Source organism: Agrobacterium sp. ST15.13.015, assembly GCF_027871645.1.
Lineage (GTDB): Bacteria > Pseudomonadota > Alphaproteobacteria > Rhizobiales > Rhizobiaceae > Agrobacterium > Agrobacterium leguminum.
In genome coordinates this window covers 1-21,743 of record NZ_JAQAHF010000032.1, presented here as the reverse complement: position 1 = coordinate 21,743, position 21,743 = coordinate 1, and the positions used below count along the sequence as shown (strand labels likewise).

The 21,743-nt window shown below is 58.7% G+C and carries 26 protein-coding genes and 1 pseudogene; 9 read left to right on the top strand and 18 right to left on the bottom strand.

Annotated elements, in window-relative coordinates; all coding sequences use genetic code 11:
* The first annotated feature begins 219 nt into the window (after positions 1 to 219).
* Together PIB16_RS26185 and PIB16_RS26180 are read left to right on the top strand one after the other, a co-directional pair.
* The gene (locus PIB16_RS26185) at positions 220 to 492 is read left to right on the top strand and encodes a DUF982 domain-containing protein (RefSeq protein WP_158080260.1); all 273 of its coding nucleotides are present in this window, start codon (positions 220 to 222) and stop codon (positions 490 to 492) included.
* A gap of 45 nt (positions 493 to 537) precedes the next feature.
* On the top strand, positions 538 to 786 hold the full coding sequence (locus tag PIB16_RS26180) for a hypothetical protein (RefSeq protein ID WP_271046663.1): 249 nt from the start codon (positions 538 to 540) through the stop codon (positions 784 to 786).
* A gap of 24 nt (positions 787 to 810) precedes the next feature.
* Here PIB16_RS26180 and PIB16_RS26175 read toward each other — a convergent pair whose 3' ends face one another.
* Both PIB16_RS26175 and PIB16_RS26170 read right to left on the bottom strand, forming a co-directional pair.
* Positions 811 to 1,146 carry a hypothetical protein gene (locus PIB16_RS26175; RefSeq protein ID WP_078051590.1) on the bottom strand — a complete coding sequence of 112 codons (336 nt, stop codon included), beginning with the start codon at positions 1,144 to 1,146 and terminating at the stop codon, positions 811 to 813.
* 89 nt (positions 1,147 to 1,235) lie between these two features.
* Entirely contained in the window at positions 1,236 to 1,892 is a 657-nt protein-coding gene (locus PIB16_RS26170) for a UdgX family uracil-DNA binding protein (RefSeq protein WP_271046662.1), read from the bottom strand.
* Positions 1,893 to 2,154: 262 nt separating this feature from the next.
* On the opposite strand from PIB16_RS26170, the gene PIB16_RS26165 reads away from it, so the two are divergent.
* The gene (locus tag PIB16_RS26165; protein WP_065656253.1) at positions 2,155 to 2,928 is read left to right on the top strand and encodes a Crp/Fnr family transcriptional regulator; all 774 of its coding nucleotides are present in this window, start codon (positions 2,155 to 2,157) and stop codon (positions 2,926 to 2,928) included.
* Here the strand turns inward: PIB16_RS26165 and PIB16_RS26160 are convergent.
* Positions 2,881 to 3,120 (bottom strand): DUF6894 family protein, encoded by a 240-nt coding sequence (locus PIB16_RS26160; protein WP_078051592.1) that lies wholly within the window; start codon positions 3,118 to 3,120, stop codon positions 2,881 to 2,883. The two genes, PIB16_RS26165 and PIB16_RS26160, sit on opposite strands and share 48 nt — an antisense overlap.
* A gap of 54 nt (positions 3,121 to 3,174) precedes the next feature.
* On the bottom strand, positions 3,175 to 3,519 hold the full coding sequence (locus PIB16_RS26155) for a hypothetical protein (protein WP_245317706.1): 345 nt from the start codon (positions 3,517 to 3,519) through the stop codon (positions 3,175 to 3,177).
* Here PIB16_RS26155 and PIB16_RS26150 point away from each other — a divergent pair.
* From PIB16_RS26150 to PIB16_RS26140, 3 genes are read left to right on the top strand one after another with little or no spacing between them, the layout of a single operon-like run.
* Complete coding sequence (locus PIB16_RS26150; RefSeq protein ID WP_035237037.1) at positions 3,512 to 3,715, top strand: hypothetical protein; 204 nt, start codon at positions 3,512 to 3,514, stop codon at positions 3,713 to 3,715. The genes PIB16_RS26155 and PIB16_RS26150 overlap by 8 nt on opposite strands.
* Before the next feature lie 42 nt (positions 3,716 to 3,757).
* Positions 3,758 to 3,946: a hypothetical protein gene (locus tag PIB16_RS26145; RefSeq protein WP_078051594.1), complete on the top strand. Its 189-nt coding sequence runs from the start codon at positions 3,758 to 3,760 to the stop codon at positions 3,944 to 3,946.
* Between the two features lie 20 nt (positions 3,947 to 3,966).
* Positions 3,967 to 4,257, top strand: a complete 291-nt coding sequence (locus tag PIB16_RS26140) for a DUF3175 domain-containing protein (protein ID WP_125145407.1) — start codon at positions 3,967 to 3,969, stop codon at positions 4,255 to 4,257.
* A 182-nt stretch (positions 4,258 to 4,439) separates the two neighbouring features.
* Here PIB16_RS26140 and PIB16_RS26135 read toward each other — a convergent pair whose 3' ends face one another.
* The 4 genes from PIB16_RS26135 to PIB16_RS26120 all read right to left on the bottom strand — a co-directional run bounded on the left by PIB16_RS26135 (position 4,440) and on the right by PIB16_RS26120 (position 6,955).
* A complete protein-coding gene (locus PIB16_RS26135) occupies positions 4,440 to 4,955 on the bottom strand; it encodes a DUF305 domain-containing protein (protein WP_271046661.1) in 516 nt (171 codons plus the stop codon).
* 106 nt (positions 4,956 to 5,061) lie between these two features.
* Complete coding sequence (locus PIB16_RS26130; protein WP_174036472.1) at positions 5,062 to 5,508, bottom strand: CBS domain-containing protein; 447 nt, start codon at positions 5,506 to 5,508, stop codon at positions 5,062 to 5,064.
* Positions 5,509 to 5,551: 43 nt separating this feature from the next.
* On the bottom strand, positions 5,552 to 5,866 hold the full coding sequence (locus PIB16_RS26125; protein ID WP_104679587.1) for a plasmid stabilization protein: 315 nt from the start codon (positions 5,864 to 5,866) through the stop codon (positions 5,552 to 5,554).
* Positions 5,867 to 6,025: 159 nt separating this feature from the next.
* On the bottom strand, positions 6,026 to 6,955 hold the full coding sequence (locus PIB16_RS26120) for a LysR family transcriptional regulator (RefSeq protein ID WP_080856778.1): 930 nt from the start codon (positions 6,953 to 6,955) through the stop codon (positions 6,026 to 6,028).
* Positions 6,956 to 7,115: 160 nt separating this feature from the next.
* Here PIB16_RS26120 and PIB16_RS26115 point away from each other — a divergent pair, with 160 nt between their 5' ends.
* Together PIB16_RS26115 and PIB16_RS26110 are read left to right on the top strand one after the other, a co-directional pair.
* Entirely contained in the window at positions 7,116 to 8,804 is a 1,689-nt protein-coding gene (locus PIB16_RS26115) for a GMC family oxidoreductase (protein ID WP_271046660.1), read from the top strand.
* 25 nt (positions 8,805 to 8,829) lie between these two features.
* Positions 8,830 to 11,343, top strand: coding sequence for a CoA transferase (locus PIB16_RS26110; RefSeq protein ID WP_271046659.1), 2,514 nt, complete (start codon positions 8,830 to 8,832; stop codon positions 11,341 to 11,343).
* A gap of 110 nt (positions 11,344 to 11,453) precedes the next feature.
* Here PIB16_RS26110 and PIB16_RS26105 read toward each other — a convergent pair whose 3' ends face one another.
* Together PIB16_RS26105 and PIB16_RS26100 are read right to left on the bottom strand one after the other, a co-directional pair.
* On the bottom strand, positions 11,454 to 12,695 hold the full coding sequence (locus PIB16_RS26105) for a Zn-dependent hydrolase (RefSeq protein ID WP_271046664.1): 1,242 nt from the start codon (positions 12,693 to 12,695) through the stop codon (positions 11,454 to 11,456).
* Between the two features lie 13 nt (positions 12,696 to 12,708).
* Positions 12,709 to 13,551, bottom strand: coding sequence for a BtpA/SgcQ family protein (locus tag PIB16_RS26100; RefSeq protein ID WP_271046658.1), 843 nt, complete (start codon positions 13,549 to 13,551; stop codon positions 12,709 to 12,711).
* A gap of 24 nt (positions 13,552 to 13,575) precedes the next feature.
* Between PIB16_RS26100 and PIB16_RS26095 the strand changes: the two genes are divergently transcribed.
* Positions 13,576 to 14,472 carry a ribokinase gene (locus PIB16_RS26095; RefSeq protein ID WP_271046657.1) on the top strand — a complete coding sequence of 299 codons (897 nt, stop codon included), beginning with the start codon at positions 13,576 to 13,578 and terminating at the stop codon, positions 14,470 to 14,472.
* 9 nt (positions 14,473 to 14,481) lie between these two features.
* Here the strand turns inward: PIB16_RS26095 and PIB16_RS26090 are convergent, their stop codons facing one another.
* The 8 genes and pseudogenes from PIB16_RS26090 to PIB16_RS26055 form a co-directional block, all read right to left on the bottom strand.
* Positions 14,482 to 15,252 (bottom strand): glutamine amidotransferase, encoded by a 771-nt coding sequence (locus tag PIB16_RS26090; protein ID WP_174036466.1) that lies wholly within the window; start codon positions 15,250 to 15,252, stop codon positions 14,482 to 14,484.
* Between the two features lie 24 nt (positions 15,253 to 15,276).
* A complete protein-coding gene (locus PIB16_RS26085; protein WP_271046656.1) occupies positions 15,277 to 16,344 on the bottom strand; it encodes a phosphotriesterase family protein in 1,068 nt (355 codons plus the stop codon).
* 4 nt (positions 16,345 to 16,348) lie between these two features.
* Positions 16,349 to 17,353, bottom strand: coding sequence for an ABC transporter permease (locus tag PIB16_RS26080; RefSeq protein ID WP_220317385.1), 1,005 nt, complete (start codon positions 17,351 to 17,353; stop codon positions 16,349 to 16,351).
* Entirely contained in the window at positions 17,350 to 18,153 is an 804-nt protein-coding gene (locus tag PIB16_RS26075) for an ATP-binding cassette domain-containing protein (protein WP_065656268.1), read from the bottom strand. Before PIB16_RS26075 ends, PIB16_RS26080 begins: the two co-directional genes overlap by 4 nt.
* A complete protein-coding gene (locus PIB16_RS26070; protein ID WP_065656269.1) occupies positions 18,150 to 19,103 on the bottom strand; it encodes an ABC transporter substrate-binding protein in 954 nt (317 codons plus the stop codon). Before PIB16_RS26070 ends, PIB16_RS26075 begins: the two co-directional genes overlap by 4 nt.
* Before the next feature lie 35 nt (positions 19,104 to 19,138).
* Positions 19,139 to 20,164, bottom strand: a complete 1,026-nt coding sequence (locus PIB16_RS26065; RefSeq protein ID WP_271046655.1) for a LacI family DNA-binding transcriptional regulator — start codon at positions 20,162 to 20,164, stop codon at positions 19,139 to 19,141.
* A gap of 192 nt (positions 20,165 to 20,356) precedes the next feature.
* Positions 20,357 to 21,511: an iron-containing alcohol dehydrogenase gene (locus PIB16_RS26060; protein ID WP_271046654.1), complete on the bottom strand. Its 1,155-nt coding sequence runs from the start codon at positions 21,509 to 21,511 to the stop codon at positions 20,357 to 20,359.
* Positions 21,512 to 21,523: 12 nt separating this feature from the next.
* A pseudogene (locus PIB16_RS26055) lies at positions 21,524 to 21,743 on the bottom strand (hypothetical protein); the annotation flags it as partial.

Genomic DNA, 21,743 nt, shown 5'->3' with positions numbered 1-21,743 from the left:
AACGAGAACCCCACCCCATACAAGTGGGTCAAGTCCGCCGACCAAATCCTCGCCTCGGTCAAGCGATTCTGCCAGAAAACAATGAGCCGAACTTCAGATTCAGGTGACTAGCGTCTTGCGGCGGAACAATTGCGCATGAGCGGGGTTGGGGCGTCTTCCGGATTGGAAGGATTTCCTTCCTCGAGATGCGAGCCGGTGTTAGCGAGGGAAGATAAGACAATGACCACCATTCCGCTGATCGGTGCCGGTGCGCTTGAGATTTCGCTGGTCAGCCGGCAGTTTCTGATCGCCGACATGAAAGAGGCAATCTCTCTGCTGGAAGAACACTGGCCGGTAAAAACCGGTGTCCACTATCGTCTTGCCCTCAGGAGTTGCCGCCTCGCTCTGTTGCGAAATGGCTCCTCAACCGTTGCGCGGGAACACCTGATTGCCGCGTGCCTGGAGGCGGGCGTGAGCCATAAAGCCGTTTCCACCAATCAAATCCGTCTTTAGGTCAGGTCCATGCGAACTTGTATTCATCCATAGGGGAGGTATCCGATGGCGGGGAAAAACAATGACTTGGCTGATGAGCCGCGGGAAAGCATCAGGCCCGAACAGGATATGAACCGACCGTTAAGTGAAAGGCTCGACTCGAAATTCTCGCCCATCGGCGTAGATGATGGCGATTTTCGAGGGCGCAAACGGACGTGGAAAACCATGATGGTCTATACGCTGGTCATATTCGCCCTCGCTGTTGCGATTGCACTCTATTTTCTGACCGGAACGCATCCCGGCCGCGCGGTGTGAGGCGAGGCCGCGATGTGTTCCGGTCTATACTTTGCCGGCTATCAGATCGAGGCCACTGATCGATGGAAAGCAGACTTCTTCGCTTCTTCGCCGCAAGGGAATATCCACCTGATAGGGCACAGCCACCATCAGTTGCAGGGAGGTGCGCAACCGGTTCGGTGCCGTCGTGTCGGTCAGGGTCAGATGGGCGGTCGCAGCAAGGCGTTCAGCCTCGTGCGTCGGGACCACATTGCTCTCCAGCAGCTTCGCAGCCGCCAAAGCCAGGTGGCGGCTGGGGTAAACTGCCCTCATGACCTCAGAGACGACAACGGCCCACCCGTTCTCATGCGCGATGATTTGATATTCGATGCTCTTTTCCATGGTGTTCAAGCCTCCCTGTTCGGTCGCACCTAACCACGATGGGAAAAGCTTGTTCCTCACTTTGGGGCGATTGCGGCAGGCCGGTTTGGCTAAGTCGTCGCGCCAAGGATTTCGCCTATTTTGTGCAGGTCGGAGACGAAGGCGCGGCGCTGTCGATCCGCCTCCTGCCGGTCGCGAAGGCGCAGCAGATAAGATGGATGGATGGTGACGAGAAGGCGTGTGCCGGCCGGCGTCAAAAGAACATGCCCGCGTTCCTTCGTCACGCCGCTTGCGCGTCCCGTCAGCGCGTAAAAGGCTGTGGCGCCCATCGCCACGACAAGGTCTGGCTCGACAAGCCGCAGTTCTGCACCCAGCCACCACGCGCAGCGCTGCACCTCCCCGCCGTTCGGGCGGGCATGCAGACGTCGTTTCCCACGCTGCTCGAATTTGAAATGTTTTACGGCGTTGGTCACATAACATTGCGAACGATCCACACCCGCTTCTTTGAGGCATTCGTCGAGCGGGCGACCGGCCGGACCAACGAAAGGCCGTCCTTTCAGGTCTTCTTCATTGCCGGGCTGTTCGCCGACGAGGACTACGCGCGCCCGGGTGTCGCCGTCGCCGAAAACAAGCTGGGTGGCGTTCCTGTAGAGATCGCATCTTTCACAGCTTTCCGCTTCCTTGCGCAAAGCGCCAAGTGAGGGCGCGCTGGCGCTTTCGGGCTGGAAGGCGGGTGGCAGACGGTTTTTGCGTGTGCTTCTTGCCAAGGTGGTGACTCCCCGCAGATACGGCCATTTCTCCCCTGCCGTGACGGTGGGGGTCCACATACCCAATGACCGGGTTTCGATATATGATGCTGCCTCAAAAATGGGCCAAAATTTGAACTTGCGTCCATCTGCGCGGTAGGAACGATCTGTTCTACCAATTCGTACGGAAACGTACTCACTGTTTTCATGGGATTTTCCGCTGCTAATATGACCGCCGCAGGTTGATGTTTTTTCGAGCAAAGGGGCGACCGGGCAAACCGCTATGCTTGGATCAGATTTTCTTGTTTATAACCGATTGTTGAAGACCCTCGGCACAGAACGCCTGTCGCAGCTTGCGTCGCGGCTGGAGCCCGTGGATCTGCCGGCGGGACATCGGCTCGTTGCCGCTGGCAAGCCCATTTCTCATCTCTGTTTTATCGAAACCGGTCTTGCATCGACGGTCGTTCATGATGACGGCGGCAAAAGCATTGAAGCCGTGCTTGTTGGGCGAGAGGGCATCACCGGCTGGCCCGTTCTGCTGGGCGCGGAAACCACGCCGGACGAAACCGTCATGGGCGTGGGCGGTCGTGGCTTCCTGATTCCGGCCGCTGAAATACGGCGGGAAATGGAGGAAGACGCGCGACTGCGTGAGCTTTTGCTGGGCTATATCAACATCTGCCTGCTTCAGGCCAGCCAGCTTGTGCTGGCAAATGGGCAATATGGTCTGCGGGAAAGGCTCGCACGCTGGCTGCTGATGTGTCATGACCGCCTCGATATGGATGATTTGCCGATTACCCATGAGTTTCTCTCCACCGTTCTTGGGGTGCGGCGGCCTGGCATTACCAACGAGCTGCATGTTCTCGAAGGCATTCATGCCATTCGCGCCAGCCGCGGAAATGTCCGCATTGTCAATCGCGGTATACTGGAAGACGTCGCCGACATGACCTATGGCGTCCCCGAAAGAGAATATGAAACACTGATGGCCCGTATGCGGACGGATGATGCCCTTTCAGTCCTTTCGGTCCAGCGCATCGCTGAAACGGACGACTTTCAGTAAGTCATGCTGCTTGTTACGGATAATGATGCATCCTTCGGAGATGTCACGCCCTTGCAGGATCGCCTCGCTCATCAAGGCGCGGGCGTCCTTGCGCGCCTCCTCGATCGCTTGGTCGAGGGAAGGGAGCTCGCTTCCCTCCGGGTCATCAAGGACGTTTTTACCGCTGATTACATTGAAGAAAAATCTTGGCATTGCGGGTCTTCCCAAGAAACGATGGTCGCCGCTGACGCATGGAGTGGCCTGTCCCTAGCCAAACTGCCGCAAATATTGCGCCTGTTTTTCAAGCCGTGCGGCAAGTTCGGAAATGCTCATATTCGTCGCGCATAGATGGATGGCGCATTCCAGGAAGTGCAGGGATGAGCGTCGCAGAAAGTCCTGCTGCTGCTCATGCGCCATTCTGGAGATGCGATCGGTTTTTCCGGATTTATCCGTCATCTTCTGTTCCCTCGGTTTGAATTCCGGGTCGCCTAACCAGTGGAGCGTGCAATTGTTTCGAAAAAAATCCCGCTGTTGCCTCCCCGTCTTCGCGGAACATTGCCCCAGCAAAGTGGTTGGGGAGCGTTGAACCCAACCGGAGGCAATGATGACCAATAATTCTCCACGAGACGGTGCTCCCGGCACCACCGACCAATCGCCGCGATGGGAAGGGCCGAAGGAAAGCCGACCCAGAGGCTACATGAAACCCACGGACGACCCCGAGCACGATCGGGATGCTGTCGGCGAAAATCTCAAGGACCCGCGTAAGAAGCGTGTTTCCGATGCAATGAAAACCCGCGACGACCAATAGGCCAGCGGCTTGTCCGCTGCCACCCGACGACAGGAGGAATACATGTCCACCTCGACGAAAACACCAGCAAGTATCCGGCAGGGCGGGCCGGGCTCTTCCCATGAAAACGCAAAGGCCCCCCTGGAGATCAAGAAACCTGCGGCAGACAATGACAAACGTTCAAAGAGCAGGGTTTCCGGGGGAGGAGGTGAGCGTGACAGTCACCACACCCATGACCCCGAACGAAAATAATGATCCGCCGGGAGAGAACGATGAAAAAGGCAAAGAAGAAAAAGAAGTGGTCACAGAAGGTGACCAGGGAAAGCGTTTCGCTCGATCTTGAGAAGGAGGTATTCACCAAAGACGATCCCTCACAGATCGCACGTTCGCTGAAAGCCTCGGCGGAACAATCCTCGAGGCGCAAGACCAGCCCTTTCCGGTCTGCAATGTCGATGCTGGTGTTTTACATCAACCGTGCTGGCCGGACGTTGCCCGGAAAACGCAAGGAAGTGCTGGAAGACGCGAAGGATGAGCTTCGCAAGGAATTCGGGAAATCGCGATAGACGCACGGGCACTCGCTTTTGGCCCCTATCGCGCGAAGCGCGAAGGAGGGCTGGGGGCCGTGCAGCAGAAAATTGCTCCTCATGTAATATTAAGTCCCGGAACTCCTGTGACCCGCCGTGCCCCCGGGAAACGCAGGATGACGACGCGGGGACGTCCACAGGCGCGGCAGGGACGCCGGCGATCATCTCGCAGGGCCGCCGATCTCTGTGTGGAGGCGCTCGTCGATTGCGTTCATTTGCTCGATTTCGGCGCGCTGGCCGCGGGAAATCTCCGCACAGAGTGCCATAAGTTCCGGATCGGTGATCTTCGCATTTCTGCACATGAGAATGGCGCCGGAATGATGGGGGACCATCGAAGCAATGAATTGTCGGTCGCCGATCAGGGTCTGGTTGCGCGTACCGGTGAAAGCCGCCACGAAGAGAAGGGCAAGACCAGCATGGAGAAAGAGGTTCAGCCGCTTGTTCGGATACATCCCACCCATCGTCGCGAGCATGAGAATGCCCATTGGCGCAACCATGGTTAGGGCCATGTAGACCATGTTGAGATTGTTCCGGAAGTCGCCCCAGCCGTCGATCATGGAGAACATCACGAGGTACATAACCACCAGGCTGAGGACCATGTTAACGGCGAAAGCCGCATAGGTATGGCCGGCGGCGCGGGCTTTCCCCTCATGATTGGCGCCGTGATTGTCGTACATCTGGTCCTCCCGTTGCCGCACAGCGGCTGTCCCGGATAGGAGTGCGGCCCTCCCCGGTGATGATCTAATCGGCGGAGCCAGTCAAAACAGGTCCGGGGCCATAGGGTTAATGCGGCTGCACGCCTGACTGGCTGTGGGTCCCGCCGGGACGGGAGATCGCTGCCAATGCCTCGCCCACGCCGTTGCCGTCGGTTTCCACGGCGACATCGCCGAGGGACAGGATCCCCACCAGCTGCTTGTTGCGGTTGAGGACGGGAATACGGCGGATCTGCTGGTCGCCGAGATTGCCGCAGACATCTTCCACATCCTCGTCATCGAAGCAGTATTTCACTTCCCTGGACATGATATCGCTCGCTTTGGTGTCCGGACCTTTGCCTTCGGCAACTGCGCGAATTGCGATATCCCGGTCGGTGAGCATTCCCACCAACTTTCCTTCCTTGCCGACCGGCAGGACACCGGCATCGATTTCCGCCATGATGCGGGCTGCTTCCTGAATGGTTTCTTCCGCATTCACGACACGCACATCATGCGTCATGACCTCCTGGACTTTCATCGCGGTAACTCCTTCTGACGGTAAATCCTTGCTGCGCACCCGCTTAGTGCTGGGCGTGCTGCTCATTGCGCTTGCGGGTGGCGGCGGCCTTTTTGGCGGAACTGGATCGCTCTGCCTTCGGTCTTGCAGCAGCTGCCTCGCCACCTTTGCGGCCACCCTTTTCGGAAGAGGCGTGGTTCTCGGCATGACCGCGGCCGGAGCCGGATTTCTTGCCGCCGCCGCTTTCCTTGTTCACGGTGGCCCAGGCACGCCGCTCGGCCTCTTTCTCGCCGACGCCGCGATCCTCATATCCTTCTTCGATATGCTCGGCCTTGCGCTTCTGTTTGTCCGTATAGGAAGACTTGTCGCCACGGGGCATCGTGCTTCTCCTCTTGGTTGAAGCGCCCCTAACTCCAGTGATCAAACGATGTTCCCGAGATAACCCAGTCTCCGGCCCTCTCGCTTCTTACCGTTGACAGGCCGACGGAGATCACGTGTTTCTGAAACAGGCCTCGGGCACCATTGACCGGCAACCGGCCTACTGGACCCAAACGCGTCTAATTGCGTCGAATGCCGCGATGATAGAAGGATCGCCCATACGCGCTTCCAGGCAGAGGAAACTCAAGGTCGTCGAGAGCTTCACATTGTCCGCGATGACCAGTCCATGAGACTGCTGTTCATGCAGGGCAATCGATTCCCGGCAAAGGCTTAGTCCGACCCCCGTGCGCGTCATGGCGATCATGGACGCTTCCTGGTCCACTTGGGCCACGATGTGTTGGCGAACGCCAAGTTTGGTGAACAGCCGGGCCAGCATCCGATTATGGACCGATGCGGGTGGCGTGCCGATCCATGGGAGGGAGGCAAGCTGTAACCAATCGGCCCCTCGCACAAAGCTTGCGAGCGATGGCGGAGCGACGACGCAATAGGTCAATTGGGCAAGTGAGCGAGCGTAGAAAAGCGATGCGGTATTCTCTCCAGTGACGTCGGGCGACGGGTCATAGTCCCGTGGGTCACCGAGATAGAAACCGGCGTCGAGCTCGTTGCGCTTGAGCCTCTCCGGCACATCACCGCTCATTCCGTGACGCAACGTTGTTTCTATACCCGGTCCGCTTTCAAGAAGCGCTTTCAGAAAGGCGCCCAGCCGTGTGAATTCAGGATCGATGATCGTGCCGATCCGCAATTTGCCCCGGACCCTCGTCGATAAATTACCGGCCGTCTGACCGAAGTCCGTCAGCGCCGCCAGCACTTGCTCGGCTTTTGCAGCCAACAGCGCACCTTCCTGTGTCAACTCCAAACCCGTCGAGGTTCGCCGGAACAGGGTCAGCCCGGTGTCAGTGGCCAAGCGTTTCAACTGAAGCGTCACCGCCGGCTGCGTGACGTGCAGTTGCTCGGCGGCTCGGGTGACGTTTCCTTCCCGCCCCACGGTAACAAACGCCCGTAATGTTCTCAGATCGATACCTTCCAGCATATTAATTTCACTTATAATGCTCGGTTGAATTTGTCATTGGATTTTACGAGCCAATGTTGGCTATGCATCTAATTAAAGCAGGGAGGGAGCATGGCATGCCACGGCAAAGTGTCCAATCTTATAATTATGTGGCGTTCCATCGCGATGGGGGTGCAACCCGATGAGGACTGGTGGTTCCGGAACTTTCCGCGACGTTTTTGACTACGTTATTGTTGGCGGTGGCTCCGCAGGCTGCCTCCTCGCCAATCGCCTCAGCCGTGACCCGTCAAAACGTGTTCTTTTGCTGGAAGCCGGCCGAAAGGACGATTATCCATGGATACATATCCCGGTCGGCTACCTCTATTGCATCGGCAATCCGCGCACAGACTGGCTTTATAAAACCGAGCCAGATGCCGGCCTGAACGGCCGTTCGCTGCGCTATCCCCGCGGCAAGACGCTTGGCGGCTGCTCATCGATCAACGGCATGATCTATATGCGTGGTCAGGCGCGCGATTTTGACGGGTGGGCAGCGGCAACCGGCGATGATGCCTGGTCCTGGCAAAATTGCCTGCCCGATTTCAAGGCGCATGAGGATCATTACCGGCTGGACGATGGCGCGGATCCGAAGACCGGCGACAACAGCCGGTTCTCCGACATGCATGGCCATGGCGGCGAATGGCGGATCGAGAAGCAGCGTCTGAAATGGGACATTCTCGAATCCTTCGCGGAGGCCGCCGTGGAAGCTGGCATTCCGCGTTCGGACGATTTCAACAGCGGCGACAATGAAGGTGTGGGCTATTTCGAGGTCAATCAGCGCTCCGGCTGGCGCTGGAACACGTCCAAGGCTTTCCTGCGCCCCGTGAAAAACCGCTCAAACCTGACGATCTGGACGCAATCTCATGTCGAGCGTTTGATCCTTGTAAAAGAGGCGTCCGGTCGCAAACGGTGCATCGGTGTCATGGTTGAGCGCCACGGGCAGCGCACGGAGGTTGGGGCGCGCGGAGAGGTTATTCTCTCTGCGGGTGCAATCGGATCACCGCAAATCCTGCAATTATCGGGCATCGGGCCCGCCGCACTGCTGAAGCGTCACGGCGTTGAGGTCGAACACGACCTGCCAGGTGTCGGTGAAAATCTTCAGGACCATCTGCAAATTCGTGCGGTCTTCAAGGTCGGTAATGCGAAAACGCTTAATACGCTCGCCAACAGCGTTTTTGGCAAAGCAATGATCGGGCTCGAATATGCGATGAAACGCAGTGGTCCGATGAGCATGTCGCCCTCGCAACTCGGCGCCTTCACGCGTTCCGATGAAAGCCAGGCCCATGCCAATCTGGAGTATCACGTCCAGCCCCTCAGTCTCGACGCGTTCGGTGAGCCGCTGCACACTATTCCCGCCTTCACTGCCAGTGTTTGCAATCTGAACCCGACCAGCGTTGGAAGCGTGCGGATTCGCTCCGGCAAAGTGTCGGACGCGCCGGCAATTGCGCCGAACTATCTCAGCACCGAAGAAGACCGCGGGATAGCTGCCCAAAGCCTCCGCCAGGTGCGCAAAATCGTGTCCCAGCCAGCGCTGGCAAAATACCGGCCTGAGGAATGGAAGCCAGGTCCGCAGTTCCAGAGTGATGAGGAACTGGCGCGGCTTGCGGGCGATATCGCCAATACCATCTTCCATCCGGTGGGTACGACGAAAATGGGCCGCGATGACGATCCGACGGCAGTCGTCGACAGTCGCCTCAGGGTACGCGGAGTTGCAGGGCTGCGCGTCGTGGACGCGGGCATCATGCCGAAGATCACAAGCGGCAACACCAACGCACCGACGCTTATGATTGCCGAAAAGGCGGCCGGCTGGATCATTGCCGACGCACACGCATAGAAAATTCTTGGGGAGGTTTAAAGAGATGACATCGACCGCACGGTCCACGCTTCCGCTTTCCGGCGTTCGGGTGGTTGATTTCGGGCAATATATTGCCGGCCCGGCGGTGGCCATGATCCTTGGCGATCTGGGTGCGACTGTCGTGCATATCGATCCCCCTGGCGGCCCGCTGTGGCAGAGCCCAGCCAATGCAACGCTCAATCGCAACAAAGCCATCGTCAACATCGATCTGAAGGTGCCTGAGGGCCGCAATCAGGCGTTGGCGCTCATCGCGGAAGCAGACATTGTCATCGAAAATTTTCGCCCGGGCAAACTGGCGGCGCTCGGAATAGATTTTTCAACGCTCCGGCAGGAACGGCCGGAGTTGATCACGCTTTCCATCCCCGGCTTTGCTTCGAACGACGAGGAAAGGCGTGAGCTGCGCGCCTATGAAAGCGTTATCGCGGCAAGCTCCGGTGTTTTTACCGATATGGGCCTCAATCGGGTGCTCATGGGCGTCAACCCGTCCTTCTCCCCGCTGCCGCTGGCCTCGGCCTATGGCGCCATGTTGGCGTCGTCTGCAACAGTCCTCGCCTTGCAGGCGCGTGAGCGCACTGGGCTTGGCGACCACATCGAGGTGCCGCTTGCCAGCGCCGTCATGGAAGGACTGTGCTACAACTCGATCAAGATCGAAGGGCTCCCGGATCGGTATATCACGCAGCGCGAGCAGGAAATCGCTCGCCGCCGGGCCGAAGGCCTGCCGATGAACCTGAGTTACGAGGATCTGCAGGAACTTCTGGATCCGTTTTACAGAAGCTACCTCTGCAAGGACGGGCGGATGTTTTACGTCGTCTGCCCCAGCCACAAGAACCACGCGAAGCGCTGCCTGCAAGCGCTCGGCATCTACGATGAGCTCGTGGCCGACGGGCTGACGGAGGAGCAAGATACATACCTTCCGACCTCTGAATGGAAATCCGATGTATCGCTCGGCGTCTACCCCTTACCCAAGTTCTGGGCCGACAAGATCGCGGCAAGAATGAAGGAGGTGTTCATTACCCGGACCGCCAAGGAGTGGGAGCGGATATTCGGGCGCGGCGGCTTTCCCGGCGCTCCGCAGCGCTGGCTGCAAGAGTGGATCAACGACGACCACGCTGAGACGGCGGGCCTTATGATCGATGTCAAGGACCCGGAATATGGGACCATGATCCAGCCTGGTCCGGTCGTCTGGCTCGAGGAAAGCGGCGCTGAAGCGCTGTCTCCAATGCCACGGCGGTGGGTAGAGTTTTCGACCGCATTATCCCTTTTGAAGAATGAGAAGACCGAACTTCCACGCATAACCAATCCCGATGATCGCAGCGGTTGGCTACAGGGCGTTCGTGTGCTCGACCTTTGCAATGTGATCGCCGGTCCGCATTGTGTTTATTATCTGGCACGTTTCGGTGCCGAAGTGATCAAGCTTGATCCTGCCTCGCCTCTCTACGATTGCTGGAATACCGTGATTTTCGGTATGTCGCACATGCGCGGAAAACAATCGGCGCTCATCGACATAAAAGCGCCCGAGGGTAAAAAGGCGCTCGAGGCCCTGATAAAGTCGGTCGATGTCATCGTCTGGAATGCGCCCGACAATCAGATCCTCAACATGGGGCTTGATGCCGAGACGCTGAAAACAATCAACCCGGATGCCATTTTCTGTAAACTCGACTGCTTTAGCGGCGTGAGCCGTGGCCCGAGGACCGATTATGTCGGTTATGACGACCTGGTCCAGGCAGCGACCGGCATCATGCTCCGTTTCGGTGGCTCGATGCACGAACCGGAAGAACATGCGCATGTCGGTACGATCGACGTTATGTGCGGATTCGGCGGTGCGATGGGCGTCGCGGCGGCCCTTTACCAAAAACTGAAAACCGGTCGGGTTGGTCGCGGACGGACGTCTCTGTCTGCAAACAGCGGGCTCCTCCAGATTCCATTCTCCTATGACTATCGCGGTAGAAGTCTCTTCAACGAACCTGCCGGTCGGTACGTGGCGGGATATGATGCCCTGACCCGCTTTTATTATACCGCTTCCGGCGACTATCTGCTGTTCAGCTCAAATGAGCAGGATGTGCCAAAGCTTGACTGCCTGGACGACTTCAAAGGAATAGCCAGTCTGCCGAAAGACGAACGCGACGCATTTCTTTCCAGTATTTTTGCCGGCGATACCTCTCAATCGTGGTTGGAGAAGCTCCAACGGGAAGGTTTCGGAGCGGTGATTTGCGACAATATCGACGCGTTGCGATCCCGCTATTCACGGCAAGCCGACGGGACGAACGGTGTAGACAGAGGAAGTTATTCTTTCTCCATTTATGCAGACCATCCAAGCGGCCACGTTGTGACGCAGCTCGATCCCTGTGCCATTCGCCCCAGCCGCAGCTCGATCGTCTCTCCGCCGCCGGCGGAAAAATACGGTGCCTCAACCGTCAAGGTCCTCGAAGAGGTCGGCTATACGGAAAAAGAGATCGAGAAGCTGCTTGAGGACGGTGTTGCGAGCCAGAGCTGGAGCACGGAGTATCTGCCGAGCTGAAACCTCGAAGCTCGGTCGGAAACCGATAACGTTGTGGAAAATGGCAGGATTGCCCAGCGAGCTGATCAGGCCATGCGCAAGCATCCTGTCCCACGGTCGTCGAAGGTGACCTATGACAGGATTTGAAGAACCGAAGCGAAAAGCATGTTGCATCCCGCGATGCTATGTTCAGGTTCAACATGCTCTGCCTCGTTATGACTGAGACCGTCGCGGCACGGCACAAAAATCATGGCCGATGGTGCGACCCTATTCATGAAAAGTGCATCGTGGAATGCGCCTGACAACATGCGTTCGGTCGAAAAACCGCGGTCCCGTGCGGCGCGGCCCAATGCCGACACGATGCCATCCTGGAAATTCGCCGGCGGCATGTCGAATATCTGTCCAATCGTCGCTTCGCATTTTTGGTCCATCGCAGCGTCGTGCACGATCGCGCGGATTTTGCTCTCCATTTCGTCGAGTGTTTCTGATGAGGGATGTCTGATATCGACGGTAAAAGTCACGGATTGTGGAATGGCGTTCACGGCACCGGGCTGCAACGCCATTCGGCCGACGGTGAATCGGGCCGCAGGATCCAGCGGCATCATGGCGGGGAAAAGCGATCCCAGCGCATTGACCGCGGCATGAAAAGGATCGCGTCTATATGCTAGGGCTGTTGTGCCGGCATGAGCAGTCTGGCCGGTGATTGACACCTCCAGCCAGCGTGTACCCTGTATGCCCGTCACAATCCCGATGGGCACGCCCTGTTTTTCAAGGGATGGACCCTGCTCTATATGTACCTCGACAAAAGCAAAGACCGGAAAACCAAGATCGCGCATGGTCGCTTCCGGCAGGCTTTTCAGGGTGGCGTCAAGCTCACCGGCAAAACCGGCGCCGTCATCCGTTGCCGCAAGATGAAGCCAGTTTTCGGGGATATTACCGGAAGCAAAAGCCATGGAGCCCATGCAGCCGGGAGCGAAGCGGCAGCCTTCCTCATTGGTGAAGGCGACCACCTCAATGGGGCGCTCCGTATCTATTCCGAAATCTTCGAGCGTTTCGAGAACCTCGAATGCCGAAAGCGTTCCCAGTGCTCCATCAAACCGGCCGCCTGACGGCTGGCTATCCAGATGGCTGCCGATCAGAAGCGGTGCAAGGCTCTCGTCGCGGCCACTCCTCCGAATGAAAAGATTGGCAAGGGGATCCTGAAACACGGAAAACCCCCGATCAATGGCGAGTTTCGCCAGCAGTCGTCTCGCCTCACAATCCAGTGCGGTCAGCGCCTGCCGGTTGACGCCGCCCTTTTCAGTCGCGCCGATCGCCGCAAATCGATCGAGATTTGCCAGCAGTCTTTCGCCGTTGATCGAAAGTTTTGCCATTGCTGTCTCCTTTTCAGCCGTCGAGGCCGGGCTGAGCCGCTGCAACGAAAGAACGTACCCGGGACAGTTCGACCGGGTTCCACCAGACGCCGCCTTCCTTCAGCGATGACGCCACGATTACGCCATTGGTGCGTTTGAGGATTTCGATAATATTGCCTTCGTTGACCCCTGAGCCGACCAGAAGCGGCAGATGCGTGGCCGCGCCGATCTCCTCGATCTCTTCAAGAGACGCGCTGTTTCCGGTCCGCTGGCCTGTCGCTATGACGGCATCGGCGTCGAAGAAGGCGAGATCGCGCGTCAGCTCATCAATGCTGCGATCCGCCGTGATGGCGTGGGCGCCGTGCTTCACATGGCTGTCGGCAAAAACCTTGATGTGCTCCGCCCTTAGCAATGAACGGTAGCGCATCGCCTCGGCTGCACGTCCCTCCATGAAGCCCTCATTGGCCACATAGGCGTTTGCCCATTGATTGACGCGGATAAATTTTGCGCCGCCCGCGATGGCGATTGCAAAGGCAGGTATGGGAGCATTGGCCAGCACATTGATACCAACGGGCACGCCGGCGGCGCGAACGATGCGGTCCGTCACCACGCTCATGAAGGCTGAGGTTTCCGGTCCGATATCGTCTGGTTTGGAGAAGGGAACGTCACCGTGGTTTTCGACGATCAGACCGTGCATGCCGCCTTCAACAAGGCGTTCGGCGTCGCGCATGCACGCATCGTAGATCGCATCCATGCTTGCGTTCCGATAACGCGGCGCTCCGGGAAAGGCCGGGCAATGTATCATGCCGATCAGCGCCTTGTTGCGACCGAAAATTTCCTTGATAGCATTGGCCGCGTTGTCGGATATGGTCTGCATTTCAGTCCCTTTCGAAAGTTTTCCATGCGTGCCTTTGTTGTCGGCAATATCGCACTTGATGAAACCTATTCCATTGCGGCACTGCCGGAGGCAGGCGCTTCAATCTTTGGCGAGCGGGCCTCGCGCAGTCTGGGTGGCAAAGGCTGCAACCAGGCCATTGTTCTTTCGAGATGCGGTGTCGAAACCACGCTCGTCGCCGCCGTCGGCAGCGATGAGCGTGCGATTGCGATCGAAAAGGCACTCACCCGCGAGCGCCTGACACCAAAGCTCATTTCCGTCGATAGCCCCACCAGCGATATCTCCATCATCCTGACCACCCCCGACGGTGAAAACTCGATCATCACTACCCGTTCGGCAGCGGCAGCGCTCGATCAGAAAGCTGCCTTGGACGCCCTTGCCGTCGCCTTCTCCGGTGACCTCCTCGTTTTGCAGGGCAATCTTTCGGAAGAAACGACCCTTGCCATTCTCAATGCGGCGAGATCGAAGGGACTAAAGACGGCTTTCAATCCGTCGCCGCTTCAGCCCTGGTTTGCAAGCATCCTGCCGTTCATCGATATCGCCGTCCTCAACCGCCTCGAGGCCGAGGCGCTGACAGGTGAGAGCGGGTCCGATGCCGGAGCGTCCCTGCTGCGCGCCGGTGTCGGCCTCGTCATCGTCACGCTCGGCGGACAAGGCTGCGCACTCATGTCCGCCGAAGGCGCTATCGAGGTGCCGGCTGCGCCCGCCACAATCGTCGACACCACGGGCGCCGGCGATTGCTTCACGGGGGTTGCGCTCGCCTCCGCCATGCTTCGCGGCGTCGCCGTGGACGCGCGTGCCCTTGAGGATGCCTCAAGGGCCGCAGCCATCACGGTTGGCCGTCGGGGCACACAGGATGCCTTTCCCAGCCGTCAAGAACTGATGACCATTTTGCAGGCGTAGCCGCTCTGGTCACGGCTTTTCCGTCAGCCAGCCGAGAATGTTCTTCCACAGCCGCCCATAGCCATCCCATTCGCAGAAGGCTGGAGAAAGCCAGTGCGGACCAATGTCGGATGTCCATGCGGCCGTGCGGCCCTTGCCGAACCGACCGGTGACGAGCAGCGGATGGGAACCCTGATCTTCCGGCAGACGGGCAACCACCTCGACATCGGCGCGGTCACGCACCTCCACCTCGTTCACCCCCAGCAGAAGTGGCCATTCGCCGGAAAGGCCCGCCACGGTCGGATGGTCGGGTTTCAGAATATCGGCCGTCGAGCCCTCAGGAATTTCCACGCGGTCGTCCCATGGAAGGCAGGTGACGGGCAACGTATCTTCCACCGGCGTGCGGCGCCAGCGGGCCTTGCCGTCGATACCCTGGAAGGAGAAATAGCCGCCCACCATCAGCAGGCCGCCGCCCTTTTCCACCCATGCCTTGATGAGCTTCAACCGGTTCGGCACGGTTTTGGACTGCAGCCAGACGGCCGGCGGCAGGAGAAGGGAGTTTGCGCCGATATCCGAGAGAATGATGGCGTCATAGGCGTCAAGCCCTGCCATCTCGAAGGGAAACTTCTCCACCGCATCGTGGGCAGTCATGTAAGTCAGCTCATATTCGCTGCCCTCTAGCGCTTTCACCAGCGGTTCGGCACCGAGGTGAAACGTCACGCTGCCAAATTGATCGAAGCCCTTGTAGTGGGTGGCGGAGCTGACCCAGCTTTCACCGACGAGGAGCACTTTTTTTGTCATGATCTTTCCATTTCCATAGGTTCGTCAGGTCTTTGCCTGGAAGACCGAGCGCGGATTATCCCGCATGAGGGTTTGAAGAGTGGCGTCGTCGAGGCCATGCCGCTTCAGCCGCGGCAGGAAATGCCTGAGGATATAGGCGTAGCCATTGCCGCCATACCGCGTCAGCATCATTTTCAGGAAGACGTCGTGAGACAGCAGAATGCGGTCGAGGTAACCGCCCTCCGCCAGCGTGACAATCGAACGGGCGGCATCCTCGTCGCTGGGGCATTGCACCTGCTGGTCGGCGTAGAAAAAATCCATACCGATCATGTCGTATTCAATGAAGGCGCGGCGATCTGCGAGTTCGCTCTGGTAGGTGATATCCGCGTGGGACGGGTTCATGTGACAAAGAACCGTATGGTTTAGATCGGCGCCTTCGTCCGCGACGATGTCGAGAACCCTGTGTCCCAGCCGAAGCCATCCCGGCAAATGAACCATCAGGGGAAGGCCGGTGCGGACCTGCGCCTGCGCCGCTCCCCGCAGGGACTTTTCCTCCGCTGCCGTGAAATCCGCGGAAACACCGATTTCGCCGATCAGGCCGATGCGAACATCGGTCCCATCGACACCGTGGAGCGCCTCGTGCACGATTTCGTCGGCTATGGCTTCGACGGTCAGCCCCGCCACCTTTTCGGGGTGGGAGGATGCAAGGTAATAACCAGCGCCCATGACGATGTTGAGCCCCGTCGCCTGTGAAATCCGTCGCAGCGCCAGCGGATTTCTGCCGATACCCTGACAGGTCGGCTCCACGACAGTCTGTCCCCCCGCCCTGGCGAAATCCTTCAGTTCCGCAATCGCCAGCGGCTCGTCATCGAGCGTGATATTGTGCTTGTTGACGAAGGGATCCTGACGCAGCTCGCTCAGGATTTCCATGCAGACGAAGCCTTCGGCGAGATATTGCCGCTCCGGTGTTCTGGGGGCGTGCCACCAGCATCGGCAATCGTTGAGGATGTGCTCGTGCATCAGGGTGACGCCAAGCTGGTCCGCAGCGATTGCGCCACGCACGGTCATGATCTTTCCCGACCGGATATGTCCCTCAGAGAGTTCCGTGGTCATCGCATCATCCCTTTCTCTTCGCGCCGAGGCGGAAGTTGGCGGTGAAGATGCGTGTGTTGAGCCAGATCGCGGCAAGGATGATGGCGCCCGTCACGATCTGGGTGAAGAAGGGAGAGATATGCATGAGGATAAGACCATTGCCGATGACGGCGATTGTCATGGTGCCCAGAACCGTGCCGAGAATAGTGCCGCGACCGCCCATCAACGATGTGCCGCCCAGCACCACAGCCGCAACCACCTGAAGCTCGAAACCGACGGCCGCATTCGACGATCCGGACCCCAGCCGTGCTGCAATCATGAGGCCGGCAATGGCCGAGGCCACGCCCGCAGCCAGATAGACCGACGCTAGAATCCATTTTGCGGGCATTCCCACACGGCGCGCCGCTTCCGGATTGGAGCCGACAGCCACCACGCGACGACCATATCGGGTGCTGGAAAGCACGATATAGGCGATGACGGTAACGACGACGCCGATCAGGGCAGGAACGGGCATGCCGAGGAAATCACCCCTGCCGAGGTAAAAGAAGCCGGGCGCTTCCGGTATCGGCACGGAATAGCCCTGCGTGATATAGAGGGCAACGCCGCGCAGGATGGAGAGGCCTGCAAGCGTCACGATGAAGGCCGGAATGCCCTGATAGGCAATGAACCAGCCCTGCACGAGGCCAAGCCCGCCGCCGAGCACGAGCATGGCGACGACAACCAGCGGCCAGGGGTAACCGGCCGCAAGCAGGATCGCCCCGACGGCATTGATCAGGGCGACCATGGAGCCGACGGACAGATCGATACCGCCGGTGATGATGACGAATGTCATTGCGACTGAGACGATCAGGATGGGCGCGGCCTGACGGACCACGTTCAGAAGATTGCCGGCCGTCAGAAACGTATCCGTGGTTGCGGAGAAGAACAGCATGCAGAGGGCAAAAAAGGCGGCGATGGAAAGCACCTGCGCATTTTCGGCGAAAAAGTCCGAAAGCGGCGAGCCTTTGGCGCGTTCAGTATAGACGGTCAATGACGTTGCCCTCCCACGATCAGACGCACGAGGTCTTCGAGGCTGGTGTCGTTGATCTGACGCTCTGCCACCTTGGTGCCTTCATACATGACGGCGATGCGGTCGCAGACCCGGAAGAGATCCTGAAGCCGGTGGGTGATGAGAATAACCGACACGCCCTTGGCCTTGACGCGATTGATGAGCGAAAGCACGGCTTCCACTTCCGCAACGGCAAGCGCCGATGTCGGCTCGTCCATGATCAGGACTTTCGGATTGAAGGAGGCCGCCCGCGCAATGGCGATTGCCTGTCGCTGGCCGCCGGACAGCTTTTCCACCTTGGAGGTGAGGCGTGGAATGCGGATTTCCAGAGCATCCAGCATCTTGCGGGCTTCCGAAAGCATGGTCGGCCGGTCGAGAAAGGGCCCCTTGGTAATTTCGCGCCCGAGGAAGAGATTGCCCACGACATCGATATGGTCACACAGGCTCAGATCCTGAAAGACCATTTCGATGTTACGGTTGCGGGCATCGGCAGGGCCGGAGAAGCGAATGGCTTCCCCTTCCATTGTGATCGTGCCTTCATCAGGGATATAGGTGCCGGAAATCACCTTGGTGAGGGTGGATTTACCGGCCGCATTGTCGCCGACGAGGCCGAGGCATTCGCCGGGAAAGATGTCGAGATCGACGCCGCGAAGCGCCTGATGCGAGCCAAAGGTCTTGCGGATATTGCGCAGGGAGATACGCGCTTCACGATCGGGCTGCCGGGAGAGAAGATCTCCCCCGGCGCCGTCGACAGCGCCTGTGTGCTGTCCGGCCGCAATCATTTGAAGACCGCACGGTAGGGTTCGACATTGGCCTTGGTGACGATGGTGACCGGCACGGCAATGGTCTTTTCCACGGTGCCGCCATCGGAGACGGTCTTGAGGGCCTTGACCGCTGCTGCACCCATGGCGGAAGGATCCTGCTGGATGACGCCTGCGACATAACCGGCGTCAATGCCAGCGATGGCCTGTTTGGTCAGGTCCCAGCCAAACACCTTGATGTCTTTTTGCTTGCTCTGGCTTTCAACCGCAGCGACTGCGCCAAGAAGAGCCGGTTCACCGGTGGCGTAGATGGCGGTCATGTCCGGATTGCCGGTGATGAGGTTTTCCGCTGCCGAAAGTGCGGTATCCTGAACGTTCTGCCCATCGACAACGCCGGCGGCGGTGATGCCGGACTTGTCCTTGATGGTGTCTTCAAAGCCCTTCTGGCGGATGTTCTGGATGAAAGAGTTCAGCGCACCGACGACACCGATCTTGGCTTTGCCGCCCATGTCGGACTTCACGTAGTCAAGGAAGAATTTTCCCATGTCGGCGCCCGCTTTGCCGTTATCCACGCCGATCTGCGCCTTCTGCGGACCTTCCGGCAAGATGGCGTCAATGGCGACAACGGGAATATTGGCGGCGGCCGCCTGCTTTACGGCCGGCATGATGCCATTGACATCGATGGCGACCACTGCAATGCCGTCCACCTTCTGCTGGATATAGGTTTCAATCGCGCTGTTCTGGGCGGCAGGGTCATTGTTGGCGTTAAAGATCACCAGCTTGACGCCGGCTTCCTTGGCCGCCTTTTCCGCGCCTTCATTCATCTGGTTAAAAAACAGCGCCTGCTGGTTGATCTGAACCAGGGCGATAGTCTTTTCGGCGGCGTTGGCAAGACCAGCAGACAAAGTCGCGCCGGCAAGGACGGTCGCAGCCAGAGCTGCGGAAAAATATCGACGTTTGAAATTCAGCATTATCGTTCTTCCTCTGTTGGTTTCGTTGCTTTTTATTAGATCGCGGGCGGCGCAACGGATTCACGCACGACGATTTCGACGGGCAAGAGCTCCTCTGACAGCAAAGGAGGTTCCTGGTCCCAATTGGTTTCGAGCAAAAGCGACAGGGCGCGTTGGCCAATGGCGCTGACAGGCTGGCGAATGGCGGTGAGCGGCGGCGCAAAAAGATGCAGCGGCCCGACGTCGTCGAAACCTATCATCGACACGTCCTGCGGGATGCGCACGTCTTCGGAACGCAGAACCTCGACAAATCCGATGGCGATTTCGTCCGAACTGGCGAAAACCGCCGTTGCCGGGCGCCCCTCATCCAGAAAGCGGCGCGCGGCAGCCCGGCCAAATTCCACGGTATATGCGCCGCAATATCTGGAAATCGAAAGCTCTGCCTCCGCCACACGCTCGGTGAGAGCAGATTTGAGGCCGCGAAAACGACGCTCCGTACTGATCATGTCCTCTGGTCCCCCGACATAAAGGACATGTTTATGCCCATGCATAGCCAGATGCGCGCCAGCCAGGCGACCGCCCTGCTCATTGTCGCAGAAGAGTTTCGGCACGGTGGCGCCGGGCACGTCTTCATCGACCACCACCACCTTGCCGGTGATATTGATCAGCTCCGCCAGTTCGTCGGTATTGGGGTGGTTCGTGATGAAAACGAGCCCATCGACATGATTGCGGGCAAGCAGACGAAGATAGGACAGTTCCCGACCCGTACGGTTCAGTGTGGCGAAAAGCGAGAGGGCAAGTCCTCGCCTGTCGGCTTCTTCTTCGACGGCCGCAACGAGCATGCCGAAAAACGGGTTTCCAATATCAGGAACGACAAGGCCGATCGTGTCCGAGCGCCCTCGGCTCAAGCGTCTGGCATGGGGATTGGGCACGTAATTGAGTTCACGGATAGCGGCCTCGATGCGCGCTTTCGTTTCTGGCGGCAGCTCCAGCGTGCCGTTCAGAAGCCGCGATACGGTCGCAACTGAAACGCCTGCCGCCAAGGCGACATCTTTGAGGCTGGTCGCATGGTTTCGCGCCATCACACTCCCGCTTTCTGTTCCACTTTATCGGGTCTTTTCGACCTCTATCCGGTTTGTAAAGCGATTTACTAAACCGGTTTACAAAGAAGTCTAAAAGCTCGGCCGAGTCAACACGGTTTTATAACCTCTTTAAAATTTGTCTGTTTCACCGGAGCCGGATCGAAGTGGAGATAAGGCGGCGCTTACCTTTGCCTACCAAGCATCTTCGTAGATTCTGGCGGCATCGGACAGCAGCACCGTCTGTGGATTGTTAACCAGCAGGCGGGTCTGTTCCATCGCACTTTCCGCCAGCAAGGCAAGCCCGTCTTTTGGTATCCCAACATCTCTCAGTCGCACCGGCAGGTTCAGGCGCCCGGGGAGCAAGGCCAGCCCTTCCAGGAAGCCGGCAAGTCGGCCGGACCTGTCGGCAGACTCCAGCTGAGGAAAAAGACATGGCGCCAATTCCGCATAGGCATCCCCGCACACCGTTGCGTTGAAACGCAACACATGTGGCAGAACCAGGCTGTTGGAGAGCCCGTGCGGAACATGATAGAGGCCGCCAATCGGGTAGGCGAGAGCATGAACGGCCGCAACCGGCGAATTGGCAAAGGCCTGACCGGCCAGCATCGCACCCAGCAGCATGGCCTGTCTGGCAACCATCTCGGCCCCGTTATTCACGGCGATCTCGATATTCGCTCCAAGAAGCCGGAGCGCCTCTTTGGCAAGGGTGCGGGAAACAGGATTGTTGTTCGCACTGGCGGAGGTGAACGCCTCGATGGCGTGGACCATGGCGTCAATTCCCGTCGCCGCAGTCACCGCTGGAGGAAGGCCGACGGTCAGGCTTGCGTCGAGGATCGCCGTATCCGGCAGCAGGGTTGGCGACACCACGCCCTTTTTCTGATGTGCATCCGTGGTAACGATGGAAATCGGCGTGACTTCCGATCCGGTACCTGCCGTCGTCGGCACCAGCACGAGGGGCAGGCGTTCCCCGGTCACCTTGCCGACGCCGTAAATATCACCGAGTGCTTCACCGCTCCTGGCCAGCAGGGCCACGAGTTTCGCGACATCGAGCGATGAGCCGCCACCGATGCCCAGTATGCCGGTGGCACCGAAATCGATTGCACGCGCTACAGCGTCGTGGATGACGGTTTCCGGAGGATCCGCGACAACGCCGGTGAAGATCGATGTTTCGGCTCCGCCCTCCGAAAGGCTCGTAAGGGCGGGTTGAACAAGCCCAGCCCTGACGATGCCATCGTCTGAAATTACCAGAACACGCGACCCGAGCCCGGTCTTCAGCTCCGAAAGCCTTCCGATACTGCCGGGGCCTGCGATTATCTGCGGGACAGTCGCGAATGTGAACGTGGACATCTTATCGGTCTCTCATTGATGCCATTTGACGAGAGGCTGATAGTGATGTGGTTGACGCATGACGACAAGATCCTTTCGCCGGACAATGTTCGTCGGATAGGGTGTATCGAGGTTGGTGGTAGAAAGCGGTTCCGCCCGGGTGTGGGGAGCCTCAAGCCCGGTCAGCGACAGTTCCGGGAAAACCAGAATGTCCGGCGCTGTCGTCGCCTTCGCTTCTGTGGCCAGTGCGGTG